The organism is Comamonas sp. 26 (assembly GCF_002754475.1).
In the GTDB taxonomy this organism is placed as follows: domain Bacteria; phylum Pseudomonadota; class Gammaproteobacteria; order Burkholderiales; family Burkholderiaceae_C; genus Comamonas.
The window spans coordinates 497,558-509,786 of record NZ_PEFL01000002.1 but is presented as its reverse complement, the minus strand read 5'-3'; the positions used below and the strand labels follow the sequence as shown (position 1 = coordinate 509,786).

Here is a 12,229-nt window from a genome sequence, read left to right as displayed (position 1 = left end):
AGAAACGGTGATAAAGCCTGCATGGATTGAGCTTAAGACACCCGTCTTGGATCTCTTGTTTCGAGCGATGCATTCTGCCCAGCGAAACGGCCGCCCATGCGCCCATGTAGTGTGCTGCTCAGCTGTTGAGTCAGGTGCGGCGCTCCAGTAGCTGAGATGCCAGTTCAAGCAAGCTGGCAGTGTGCGCGTTGCTTGGTAATGCTGCCAGAGCATCGATGGCGCGCAGGGCTTCGCTGTGAGCGGCAGCTCTGGCAATGTCCAGAGCACCTGTGTTGCGCACGATTTCAACAACGGCATCCAGTTGGTCGGTTGAGCCTTGTTCAATGGCACTGCGAACAATTGCTGCTTGCTCGGGAGTGCCGCGTTGCATGGCAGCAATCAGTGGCAGAGTGCATTTGCCTTCGCGCAGGTCATCGCCCAGGTTTTTGCCCATTTCCTGCGCGTTGCCTGTGTAGTCCAGTACATCGTCAATGATCTGGAAGGCGGTGCCTAAGGCCTGACCGTAGGCGGCGCAGGCTTGCTCAATTTCGGCAGGTGCATCTGCCAGGACAGCGGCCAATTGGGCACTGGCTTCAAAGAGCTGGGCGGTCTTGGAGCGAATGACATGCAGATAGCCTGCCTCATCCAGCGATGCGTCATGGGTGTTGATGAGCTGCTGAACTTCACCTTCAGCAATCACATTGGTGGCGTCCGACAGGATTCGCAGCACGCGCATGCTGCCCACTTCCACCATCATCTGGAAGGAGCGTGTGTGCAGAAAGTCGCCCACCAAGACGCTGGCAGGGTTGCCAAACGTCTCATTGGCCGTTGCACGGCCGCGGCGCAGCGTGGATTCGTCCACCACATCGTCATGCAGCAGGGTGGCGGTATGAATCAGCTCCACCACCGCTGCCAGGGTGTACTTGTTTTTGCCTTGGTAACCAAGAGCACCACTGATCAAGAGCAGCAGCGCAGGGCGCAAACGTTTGCCGCCCGCCGCAATGATGTACTGGGAGATCTGTGCAATCAGAGGAACGCTGGTTGTCAATCGCTGCGCAATGACAATATCCACTTCACGCATGTCATCTGCGATCAGGGCAAGCGGATTGGATGTGGAAATTTCTGTAGTCAAGGTGATTGAACCGCCAAGTGGATCAAGGATTATAGAAATAGAGTGTTGCTCTTTTTTCATTGATGACTTGCGCGGGGCTTGCTTGCGGTCTCTGTGGGGTTGATTTGAGCGTGATTTTTCAGTGCGTGTTAGAATCGCTGGCTCTGTGGAAATTCGTCTGCAGAACTCTCAAAGTAAAGAGGTTTACATGTACGCGGTCATAAAAACCGGCGGCAAGCAATATCGTGTTGCTGCTGGCGAAAAAATTAAAGTAGAACAGATTGCTGCGGACGTAGGCCAGGAAATTGTGATCGATCAAGTTTTGGCAGTCGGCAACGGCTCCGAAATCAAGATCGGCGCTCCCCTGGTGTCCGGCGCAACTGTGAAGGCAACTGTTGTTGCTCACGGTAAGCACGACAAAGTGCACATCTTCAAGATGCGTCGTCGTAAGCACTATCAAAAACGTCAAGGCCACCGTCAACAGTTCACCGAACTGCAAATCGTGGCAATTGCTGCTTAAATAGGAGCTGAGTCATGGCACAGAAAAAAGGCGGCGGCTCTACGCGCAATGGACGTGATTCCAAGCCAAAAATGCTGGGCGTGAAAGCCTTTGGTGGCGAGCTGGTTACAGCTGGTTCCATCATCGTGCGTCAGCGCGGCACCAAGTTCCACCCCGGTGAGAACGTGGGCGTGGGCAAGGATCACACCCTGTTTGCACTCGTTGACGGCCACGTGTCGTTCGCAGTGAAGGGCGCTCTGTCCAAGCAAACAGTCAACATCTCGGCTGCATAAGTCGTATTTGACTCCAACAAAGCCCCGACTTGTCGGGGCTTTGTTGTTTGAAAAAGCTCCAGTTGACAGGTGGGGCATGGAATTGATCACGTAAAAGTGTGACCTGAGGCTTCTGGTGCACACTGATTTTGTAGACTGGATGCCTTATGAAGTTCGTTGACGAAGCTTTTATCGACATTTCCGCTGGTGACGGTGGCAATGGGTGCGTGTCTTTCCGGCACGAAAAATACAAAGAATTTGGCGGCCCCGACGGTGGTGACGGTGGCCGTGGCGGTCACGTGTATGCCGTGGCCGACGAGAACCTGAACACGCTGGTGGACTATCGCTACTCGCGTCGTCACGATGCCAAGCGTGGTCAGCACGGTATGGGTTCCGATATGTTTGGCGCTGCGGGCGACGACATTACGCTGAACATGCCCGTGGGCACCATCATCAGCGATGCCGATACCGGCGAAGTGCTGTTTGAATTGCTGGAGGCCGGACAGGTCATCACCATTGCCAAGGGCGGCGATGGTGGTTTTGGCAATCTGCGCTTCAAGAGCGCTATCAACCGCGCTCCACGCCAGAAGACCCCCGGCTTTCCCGGCGAACGTCGCAATCTGAAGCTGGAGCTGAAGGTGCTGGCCGACGTGGGCCTGCTGGGTATGCCCAATGCGGGCAAGTCCACTTTCATCACAGCCGTGTCCAATGCGCGCCCCAAGATTGCGGACTATCCTTTCACCACCTTGCACCCCAATCTGGGTGTGGTGCGTGTGGCTGCTGAGCAGAGCTTTGTGGTTGCCGATATTCCGGGTCTGATCGAAGGCGCCTCTGAAGGTGCTGGCCTGGGTCACCTATTCCTACGCCACCTGCAGCGCACGCGTCTGCTGCTGCATGTTGTGGATATCGCACCGTTTGACGAAGGCGTGGACCCTGTCGAGCAGGCCAAGGCCATTGTGAGCGAGCTGAAGAAATACGACGCAGACCTCTACAACAAGCCGCGCTGGGTGGTGCTCAACAAGTTGGACATGGTTCCCGTGGAAGAGCGCGCAGCCAAGGTCAAGGACTTCGTCAAGCGCTTCAAGTGGAAGGGCCCGGTCTATGAGATCTCGGCGCTGACCCGCGAAGGCTGCGAGCCGCTGATCCGCAAAATCTTCGAACATGTGCACAACCAGCAGCTGTCTGAGCAGGCTCCGAAGGAAGTGGATCCCCGTTTTGTGGGAGGCGAGGATTCTGAGTTGGATATGACCGATCCCCGTTTCGCATCCTACGATCCGGAATAAGCTAGGCGGTATACCCTGCAGCGCACTTGGTGCGCTGTTTTGCTTTTAATTTCATAGCTTTTAGCGCTTGATGCATAAGCGTTAGAGGCCTAAAACACTGTAAATCCTCATGTCTTCCAATGTGTTGCGTGATGCACATCGCATCGTGGTCAAGGTCGGCTCCAGTCTGGTGACCAATGAAGGTCGAGGGCTGGATGAGGCGGCCATTGAGGAGTGGAGTCGTCAGCTGGCGGCTCTGGTGCAAGGCAAAGATGGCGTCAAGCGCGAAGTCATCATGGTCTCCAGCGGTGCTATTGCCGAAGGCATGAAGCGCCTAGGCTGGGCCACGCGCCCGACCGTGGTGCATGAATTGCAGGCCGCTGCCGCTGTTGGGCAGATGGGCTTGGCCCAGATGTACGAGACCAAGCTGCGCGAAGAGGGTGTGCCCAGCGCGCAGGTGCTGCTGACCCATGCCGACCTGGCTGACCGTGAACGCTACCTGAACGCGCGCACCACGCTGCTCACGCTGCTGCAGCTGGGCGTGGTGCCTGTCATCAACGAGAACGATACGGTCGTCGTCGATGAAATCCGCTTTGGTGACAACGACACGCTGGGGGCACTGGTCGCCAATCTGGTTGAGGCGGATGCACTGGTGATCTTGACCGATCAGCGCGGCCTCTACAGCGCTGACCCGCGCAAGAACCCCGATGCCAAGTTCATCGACGTGGCCGAAGCTGGCAACCCTGAGCTGGAGGCCATGGCGGGCGGCGCGGGCCTTTCCATTGGCACCGGCGGCATGATCACCAAGATTCTGGCGGCCAAGCGCGCCGCCGGCTCGGGTGCATCAACGGTGATTGCCTGGGGGCGTGAAAAAGACGTGCTGCTGCGCCTGACGCGTGGTGAATCGATTGGCACTTTGTTGATGACGCATACGCACAAGACGCAGGCGCGCAAACAGTGGATTGCCGACCATCTGCAGCTGCGCGGCTCGGTGACGGTGGATGCAGGCGCTGCGCTCAAGCTGCGAGACGAAGGCAAGAGCCTGCTGCCCATCGGCATGATTGCGGTGGAGGGCGACTTCTCTCGCGGTGAAGTGATTGCCGTGCGCGATGAGGGCGGTGTTGAGATTGCCCGTGGTCTGGCCAGCTATGCCAGCGCCGAGGCAAGGCTGCTGTGCCGCAAGAGCTCTTCAGAGATTGAGTCACTGCTTGGATACTCGGCTGGCCCAGAGATGATGCACCGCGACAATATGGTGGTGGCAGGGCTCTGAGCGTCTGTTGCTTCAACAAAAAAGCCGTAATGCAGGTGATGCATTACGGCTTTTTTCATTGCAAAGGCTTGTTGTCTTGCTGATTGTTGATGTTTGTTTGCGGATCCGGGTCAAAACTGGCGCCGGGCGGCAGCTCGATACCTGGATTGATGCGAAAGCTTCCAGTTCGTGCGGGATACAGAGCCGGTGTCTGATGCGCAGATGGCACTGCGCCTGGCTGGCCTGTCTCCTGCTCGCGTGGCCGCATGCCACTGCGCAGATAACGATTGCGCTGCTGCTCGCCTCGCGGCAGAAACCGCGCCAGCTCGGTCAGAGCCATCTCATACACACCGCGTTTGAACTCTACGACGACATCGAGTGGAACCCAGTAATCGTTCCAGCGCCAGGCATCAAACTCGGGGTGGTCAGTCGCACGAAGGTTTAAATCCCAGTCGTGCCCGACCAATTGAAGCAAAAACCATATCTGCTTCTGGCCTTTGTAATGCCCGCGAGCGTCGCGGCGGATATACCTGTCTGGCACCTCATAGCGCAACCAGTCCCTAGTGCGGGCAACCACGCGAACGTGATTGGGCTTCAGCCCCACCTCCTCGTGCAGTTCACGGAACATGGCCTGCTCGGGCGTCTCGCCCCGGTCAATACCACCTTGCGGAAACTGCCAGCTGTGGGTGCGAATGCGTTTTCCCCAGAACACCTGGTTTCTTTGGTTGAGCAGGATGATGCCGACGTTCGGGCGAAAACCGTCCCGGTCAAGCATAATCAAACCCCAAATTTTTGAATTGTGTTCATTATGCATGGCCCCTTGTGATCGACAAGCGGGCCATGCCTATTTCCACTGAATTGCCAGTTCCATGAAAGCCTCCCAATTTCTCATCTCCACCCTCAAAGAAGCTCCGGCCGACGCTGAAGTGGTCAGCCACAAGCTCATGACACGGGCTGGCATGATCAAAAAGCTGGGTGCGGGTATCTACAACTACATGCCCATGGGCTTGCGCGTGATTCGCAAGGTCGAGGCCATCGTGCGCGAAGAAATGAACCGTGCCGGTGCCATTGAAACCACCATGCCTGTGGTACAGCCTGCCGAGCTGTGGCAGGAGACCGGTCGCTTCGAAAAGATGGGCCCCGAGCTGCTGCGTATTCAAGACCGCCATGGCCGCGACTTCATTGTTCAGCCCACTTCCGAAGAAGTGGTGACCGATATCGCCCGTCAGGAGTTCAAGAGCTACAAGCAGCTGCCTAAGAACCTCTACCAAATCCAGACCAAGTTTCGCGATGAGCGCCGTCCGCGCTTTGGCCTGATGCGCGGCCGCGAATTCATCATGAAGGACGCTTACTCCTTCGACAAGGATCGCGATACCGCCCAGATCAGCTACCAGACCATGCGCGAAGCCTACAAGCGCATTTTTGATCGCTTTGGCCTGCAATACCGCGCCGTGCGTGCGGACAGCGGTGCCATCGGCGGCGATTTGAGCGAAGAATTCCAGGTGATTGCTTCGACGGGTGAAGACGCTATCGTCTACTGCTCACAGAGCGACTACGCGGCCAATATCGAAAAGGCCGAGTCTCTGGCTCCCACACAGGCCCGTCCTGCAGCCGCCAAGGCGATGGAAAAGGTCGCAACCCCCGGTAACAGCACTTGCGAAGCCGTGGCGGCTCAGCTGGGTCTGCCATTGAGCCAGACCGTCAAGTCGCTGGTGCTGGCCACCGACGAGCTGGACGACAAGGGCCTGATCGTCAAGACGCAAGTCTGGCTGCTGCTGCTGCGCGGCGACCACGAGATGAATGAGATCAAGGTTGGCAAGGTTGAAGGCCTGACTGGCTTCCGCTTTGCATCTGTGTCCGAGATCGAAGACCACTTCGGCAGCAAGCCCGGTTATCTGGGCCCCATTGGCTTGAAGAAGCCTGTGAACATCGTGGTGGACCGCGATGTGGCCGTGATGGCTGACTGGATCTGCGGTGCCAACGAAGAAGACTTCCACATCACCGGCGTGAACTTTGGCCGTGATCTGCCCGAGCCTGCCGTGATTGCCGACCTGCGCAACGTAGTGGCTGGCGACAAGTCCCCCGACGGCGCTGGCGAGCTGGCGATTGAGCGCGGCATTGAAATCGGCCATGTGTTCTACCTGGGCACCAAGTATTCGCAGGCCATGAATGCCACCTTCCTGGGTGACAACGGCAAGCCACAGCACTTCGAAATGGGTTGCTACGGTATTGGCGTGACCCGTCTGCCGGCGGCTGCCATTGAGCAGAACCACGACGAGCGCGGCATCATCTGGCCCGACGCGATTGCGCCGTTCACCGTGGTGATCTGCCCCATCGGCATGGGCCGCAGCGAAGCGGTGAAGGAAGAAGCCTTCAAGCTGTACGACGCCCTGCTGGCTCTGGGTGTGGACGTGATTCTGGACGACCGCGACGAGCGCCCAGGTGCCATGCTGGCCGACTGGGAGCTGATTGGTGTGCCCCACCGCGTGGTGCTGGGTGACCGTGGTCTGAAGGAAGGCGTGGTCGAGTACCAGCAGCGCCGTGACACAGAAGCTACAAAGCTGGCGACGAATGAGGTGCTGAACCACCTCAAGAGCCGTTTGGGCTTGTAAGCTGCTGTATCAATGCCAGAAAGCCTTCTCAGCCGCCGCTCCTGCCTGACTGCCGCAGCCTCGCTTGCCCTTCCATCGGCAGGGTGGCTGCTGCCGCAAACCGCATGGGCGGGCGGTCAGCTGGAAGAGCCTTTGGCCGATTCCGTTCGCACTGCTTTGAGTTCGGCGGTGGCTGGCTCGGGCGCACCGCCCGAGCTGGAGTTCACCTCGACCGAGGCGCGCATGAGCTATCTGCGCTGGCTGGTGGCTTGCAGCGACAAACTGGTCAAGCGCAAGGCCGACCCGCAGGTGCGGCGTGAGTTTTTGCAGACCGTCTGGTACGAATCCAAGCGCGCTGGGCTGGATGTGTCCATGGTCATGGGCCTGATTCAGGTGGAGAGCGGCTATCGCAAGTTCGCCATCTCCAGCGTCGGGGCACGTGGCTATATGCAGATCATGCCGTTCTGGATGCGACTGATCGGCGATGGCGACATTGGCAAGCTGTTTCACATGCAGACCAATCTGCGCTTTGGCTGCGTGATCTTGCGCCACTACATGGACCGTGAAAAAGGCGATGCCTATATGGCGCTGGGCCGCTACAACGGCAGCCGTGGCCAGCCCCAGTACCCGAACGCCGTCTTTGGCGCGCAGCGGCGCTGGCTGGTTGATGAGCCCAAGGCGGTCTGATCAGGTTCAGATTGCACTATGAAAAAGAGAGCGGTTACCGCTCTCTTTTTATTTGTTTCAGCCGTAAACCATATCTCTATCGTTGAAAGACATGCGTTGGAAGCTCCTGATTCAGGAGTGATTGCTCTTCGCTGCCTGTGCAGCGCTGCTTTGTACTTTGGCAGCCGCGGCGGCTGATGGGGCTGCAGACTCTGGCGTATGGACCGGCAGCTGCGTGACCATGACCTGGTCAATGCGGTAGCTGTCCACGTCCAGCACTTCAAACTTGTAGCCGCCCCAGGTCACAACGTCGGTGCGTCGGGGCACGCGGCGCAGCATGACCATGAGGAAGCCAGCCAGCGTCTCGTACTCGTCGTCGTGCGGCATTTCGTCGAGCTGCAGCACACGCATCACATCTTCGATGGGCGCGACGCCGTCGATCAGCCAGGAATGCTCGTCACGGCGGATGATCTGCTCTTCCTCTTCAGAGGCGCTGACCAGATCGCCCATGACCGTGCTCATCACATCGTTGAGGGTGACGACGCCGACGACGCGGCTGTACTCGTTGACGATGACGGCAAAGTCTTCATGGACCTGGCGGAACTGCTCCAGCACCTCGGCCAGACTCAGGCGGTCGGGCACGATGAGGACCTTGTGAATCAGCGTTTCATCCATCAGCGACAGTGGCTGGTTGTTGAGTGCCCGCTGAAACAGGTCTTTGGCATCCACATAGCCAATCACGCGGTCAATATCGCCGTCGCACACTGGGTAGGTGGAAAAAGGCTCTTCGGCAATGCGGGCGCGGATGACGTTGTTGTCATCGTCCTTGTAGAAAAAGGCAATCCGTTCGCGCAGTGTCATGGCCGAGGCCACGGCGCGAGAATCCAGCTCGAACACATTGGCAATCACCTGCTGTTCGCGGGCCTCCAGCACGCCAGCCTTGGTACCCGCTTCGGTCATGGCGAGAATATCTTCTGAGGTGATGCGCTCATCGCGCGTGGCGGGCAGACCCAGCAGGCGAAACAGGGTGTCGGTGACGAGGTTGTAAAACCAGATGATGGGCTTGAAGATCAACACAAACCAGCGCATGGGTGCCAGCACGCGCACGATGTAGCGCTCGGGCTCGTTCATGCTGATGCGGCGCGGCAGCAGGTCGGCCAGTAGGATGAAGGCCGAGGTAATTATCAGGAATGAGAGCAGAAAGCCCAGGGTAGACGCCAGCTCAGGGGAAAACCAGAGCGAGAAAAGCTGTGTCGCCGAGGGGCTGAAAGCACCTTCGCCGACGATACCGCCGAGGATGGCGACCGCATTTTGTCCCACTTGCACCACGGTGAAGTACTCGCCCGGCTGCTCTTGCACACGCAAGGCGCGCTCTGCGCGTTCATCTCCATCGTCGGCCAGCTGGCGCAGCCGCAGTCGGCGTGATGCGGCCAGAGAAATCTCTGCCATGGAAAAGAAGGCGCTGAGCAAAATCAGCAGGGCTATCACCAGAAGGCTTTGGAACACACTCATAGGCAGGGCGGCTGCGGATTTTTAAGGGGCCCGCAGCCTGTAATCTAAGACTCCCCATTCGACCACATAAAGCATGGCACAGGGAAAGGGGCGGCTCTATGGGCTTGCTCAGGCTTGGGTGTGTGCGGCTCTGGCCAATGCATCGGCCTCGGTATTGCGGTGTCTGGGTATCCACTGCAGCACCAGTTCATCAAACCCCTGCATCTGCTGGCGGGCCTCCTCAAACAGATGGTTGAGTCTGGCGATGGGGCGGGAGGGCTTGGCCATGGGCGGGCCAAGCTGCTCCAGCAGCACATGGGAGTCGGTGCGAATGGTCAGGCAGCGGGCACCCAGTTCATGGGCCAGCGTCAAGGCTGCCATCAAGGCCAGTAGCTCGGCCTCGTTGTTGCAGCCGCTTTGGTGCAAGGCTTTTGAGAGGCTGTGCTGCGTACCATCAGGCAGGCGCAGCACAGCGCCCAGACTCATGGGGCCGGGGTTGGGCAAAGAGCTGCCATCGATATGAATGCAGCAATGGTGGGCGGGGGCAGGTTTTGGAGGCGGCATGAAAAAAGCCACCGGGCAACGGTGGCTTGGGGTGTGGTGTGGCTTATTCGGCGGCCAGCATTTGCTTGAGCTCACCCGATTCGTACATCTCCATCATGATGTCCGAGCCGCCCACGAATTCGCCCTTGATGTACAGCTGAGGGATGGTGGGCCACTGGCTGTATTCCTTGATGCCCTGACGGATTTCCTGATCTTCCAGCACATTCACGGTGGCGATGGACTTGGTGTCCACACCGCAGGCCTTCAGGATCTGGATGGCACGACCAGAGAAGCCGCACTGAGGGAAGCTGGCGTTGCCCTTCATGAACAGCAGGATGTCGTTGTTCTTGACCAGGTCGTCGATGCGTTGTTGGGTGTTGCTCATAGTGGGCTCCGGATTCTAGGGGTGGCGGCCACAGCCGCGATGTCTGCAATTATTTCACCGACCGCAATGAATGCGGTGCTGTGAGGAAATCTTGTTGTACTTCAGCACACAGATATCTGGGGACGCTTGTAGCTAAATCAAGCCCGGCCAGCAGCCGCCGGTGCAGCGGGCAATGCCTGCCAGGTCGTTGCGGTTCTGCACCTGCTCAAAGCCTGCGGCCTGCATCAGCTGGGCGACATCATGGGCCTGATCCCAGCCATGCTCGAAAAGCAGCCAGCCGCCTGCCTTCAGCTGGGAGGGGGTTTGGTCGATGATGCTGCGAATATCTTCCAGGCCATCGGCACCGCTGGCCAAAGCCGACAGCGGCTCGTGGGTCAGAGCCGCCAGATGCGGATCATCGGCGCGGATATAAGGCGGGTTGCTGACGATCAGGTCGGCAGGCGGCTGGCCGGCCAAAGGTTCCAGCCAACTGCCATGGGCAAATTGCACGCGCAGGTTCAGATGCCTAGCATTGACCTGTGCCACGGCCAGCGCATCGGCACTGGCATCCACCGCAACCACCTGCGCGGCAGGGCGCTGGCTTTGCAGGGCCAGCGCAATCGCGCCGCTGCCGGTGCCCAGGTCCACCACGCGGTGGGCAGCGCCTTCTGGCAGCAGCTCCAGCGCCCAGTCCACCAGTGTTTCGGTATCAGGGCGGGGGTCCAGTACGCGGGCATCTACGGCCAGTTCAAGTCCATAAAACTCTTTGTGGCCGGTAAGGTAGGCCACGGGTGCGCCTTGCTGGCGCTGGGCGCACAGTTCATTCCAGCGGGCTTGCTGCTCGGCGCTCAGAATATCGGTGTCATGGGTGATAAGCCAAGCACGGGCATGCCCTGGTTGCTGCATTAAATGTAGCAACAGCATTTGCGCATCCACGCGCGGCAGGCCTCGCTGGGCGGCCAGTGTCAGCGCTTGGGCAACGCTGAGGGGGTTGGAGAGGGTGGGCTCTGTCATGCTCTTCCAAAGTAGCAGTCAGGGCTTAGTCGCCCTGAAGTTCGGCCAGCAGTTCGGCCTCGCGGGCATGTTGCAGGGCCTGCATCACATCGCCGAGGTCGCCTTCCATGATGGCGAGCAGCTTGTACAGCGTGAGGTTGATGCGGTGGTCCGTCATCCGGCCCTGGGGGAAGTTGTAGGTGCGGATGCGGTCGCTGCGGTCGCCCGAGCCAATCAGGCCCTTGCGCATGGCGGCTTCCTTGGCGGCGCGTTCGCTGCGCTCTTTCTCTTGAATGCGGGCCTGCAGCACTTGCAGGGCCTTGGCCTTGTTGCTGTGCTGGCTGCGGCCGTCCTGGCATTCGGCCACGATGCCGGTGGGCAAGTGCACCACACGCACGGCGGAATCGGTTTTATTGATGTGCTGACCACCAGCGCCGCTGGCGCGGAAGGTGTCGATACGCAGGTCGGCGGGGTTGAGGGTGATGGCTTCGGCCTCGTCGGGCTCGGGCATCACGGCAACGGTGCAGGCACTGGTGTGGATGCGGCCTTGTGTCTCGGTAGCGGGCACGCGCTGCACGCGGTGGCCGCCTGATTCAAAGCGCAGCGCGCCATAGGCGTTGTCGCCTTCGATGCGCAGCACCACTTCTTTGTAGCCGCCAATTTCGGCTTCGTTGGCGCTCATGACCTCGACTTTCCAGCCCACGGTGGTGGCGTAGCGGGTGTACATGCGGGCCAGATCACCGGCAAACAGGGCCGATTCATCGCCGCCGGTACCGGCGCGAATTTCCATGAAGGCCGGGCGAGCCTCATCAGGGTCTTTGGGTAGCAGCAGGCGCTGCAGCTCGTCTTCAAGTTTGATGAGCTCAGCCTCGCCGCTGGTGATTTCTTCCTGCGCCATCTCGGCCATGTCAGGGTCGTCCAGCATTTCGCGGGCGGCAGCGATGTCGGCGGCGGCCTGCTGGTGGCGGGTGTAGCGGCTGGCAATGGCGGTAACGTCAGCATGCTCGCGCGAGATGCTGCGGTACTGTTTCATGTCGCCCATGATGTCTTCGCGCGAGAGCAGAAAGTCCAGCTCCTGCAGGCGTTGGGCGTAGCGTTCGAGCTGGTTGCGCAAAAAGTCTTGCATGGTGTGTACCGAGGGCTTGAGAAGGGCGACACGCAGGACGCCTTCGTTGAGTCAGGGAAAAGAGGTCTGGGCTGGCCGCAGTC

At 59.2% G+C, this 12,229-nt stretch carries 13 protein-coding genes; 6 read left to right on the top strand and 7 right to left on the bottom strand.

Annotated elements, in window-relative coordinates; all coding sequences use genetic code 11:
• Positions 1-130: 130 nt before the first annotated feature.
• A complete protein-coding gene (locus CLU84_RS16885) occupies positions 131-1,060 on the bottom strand; it encodes a polyprenyl synthetase family protein (RefSeq protein ID WP_099739091.1) in 930 nt (309 codons plus the stop codon).
• 238 nt (positions 1,061-1,298) lie between these two features.
• On the opposite strand from CLU84_RS16885, the gene rplU reads away from it, so the two are divergent.
• The 4 genes from rplU (at position 1,299) to proB (ending at position 4,393) form a co-directional block, all read left to right on the top strand.
• Positions 1,299-1,610, top strand: coding sequence for a 50S ribosomal protein L21 (rplU, locus tag CLU84_RS16880; RefSeq protein WP_099738605.1), 312 nt, complete (start codon positions 1,299-1,301; stop codon positions 1,608-1,610).
• 14 nt (positions 1,611-1,624) lie between these two features.
• Positions 1,625-1,882, top strand: a complete 258-nt coding sequence (rpmA, locus tag CLU84_RS16875) for a 50S ribosomal protein L27 (RefSeq protein WP_099738603.1) — start codon at positions 1,625-1,627, stop codon at positions 1,880-1,882.
• Between the two features lie 146 nt (positions 1,883-2,028).
• Positions 2,029-3,144 (top strand): Obg family GTPase CgtA, encoded by a 1,116-nt coding sequence (gene cgtA, locus CLU84_RS16870; RefSeq protein ID WP_099738602.1) that lies wholly within the window; start codon positions 2,029-2,031, stop codon positions 3,142-3,144.
• 109 nt (positions 3,145-3,253) lie between these two features.
• Complete coding sequence (gene proB / locus CLU84_RS16865) at positions 3,254-4,393, top strand: glutamate 5-kinase (RefSeq protein ID WP_099738600.1); 1,140 nt, start codon at positions 3,254-3,256, stop codon at positions 4,391-4,393.
• A 55-nt stretch (positions 4,394-4,448) separates the two neighbouring features.
• Here proB and CLU84_RS16860 read toward each other — a convergent pair whose 3' ends face one another.
• Positions 4,449-5,147: an RNA pyrophosphohydrolase gene (locus CLU84_RS16860; RefSeq protein WP_099738598.1), complete on the bottom strand. Its 699-nt coding sequence runs from the start codon at positions 5,145-5,147 to the stop codon at positions 4,449-4,451.
• Positions 5,148-5,241: 94 nt separating this feature from the next.
• Here CLU84_RS16860 and CLU84_RS16855 point away from each other — a divergent pair, with 94 nt between their 5' ends.
• On the top strand, positions 5,242-6,984 hold the full coding sequence (locus CLU84_RS16855; RefSeq protein WP_099738597.1) for a proline--tRNA ligase: 1,743 nt from the start codon (positions 5,242-5,244) through the stop codon (positions 6,982-6,984).
• 12 nt (positions 6,985-6,996) lie between these two features.
• Positions 6,997-7,650 (top strand): lytic transglycosylase domain-containing protein, encoded by a 654-nt coding sequence (locus CLU84_RS16850; RefSeq protein ID WP_099738595.1) that lies wholly within the window; start codon positions 6,997-6,999, stop codon positions 7,648-7,650.
• A gap of 111 nt (positions 7,651-7,761) precedes the next feature.
• Here the strand turns inward: CLU84_RS16850 and CLU84_RS16845 are convergent, their stop codons facing one another.
• The 5 genes from CLU84_RS16845 to prfA all read right to left on the bottom strand — a co-directional run bounded on the left by CLU84_RS16845 (position 7,762) and on the right by prfA (position 12,146).
• Positions 7,762-9,141 carry a hemolysin family protein gene (locus CLU84_RS16845; RefSeq protein ID WP_099738594.1) on the bottom strand — a complete coding sequence of 460 codons (1,380 nt, stop codon included), beginning with the start codon at positions 9,139-9,141 and terminating at the stop codon, positions 7,762-7,764.
• Between the two features lie 108 nt (positions 9,142-9,249).
• A complete protein-coding gene (locus tag CLU84_RS16840; RefSeq protein ID WP_369826872.1) occupies positions 9,250-9,684 on the bottom strand; it encodes a ribonuclease HI family protein in 435 nt (144 codons plus the stop codon).
• A gap of 43 nt (positions 9,685-9,727) precedes the next feature.
• Positions 9,728-10,048, bottom strand: coding sequence for a Grx4 family monothiol glutaredoxin (grxD, locus tag CLU84_RS16835; protein WP_099738590.1), 321 nt, complete (start codon positions 10,046-10,048; stop codon positions 9,728-9,730).
• 132 nt (positions 10,049-10,180) lie between these two features.
• A complete protein-coding gene (gene prmC / locus CLU84_RS16830) occupies positions 10,181-11,041 on the bottom strand; it encodes a peptide chain release factor N(5)-glutamine methyltransferase (protein ID WP_199173792.1) in 861 nt (286 codons plus the stop codon).
• Positions 11,042-11,066: 25 nt separating this feature from the next.
• Positions 11,067-12,146: a peptide chain release factor 1 gene (gene prfA / locus CLU84_RS16825; protein ID WP_099738587.1), complete on the bottom strand. Its 1,080-nt coding sequence runs from the start codon at positions 12,144-12,146 to the stop codon at positions 11,067-11,069.
• Positions 12,147-12,229: the final 83 nt, after the last annotated feature.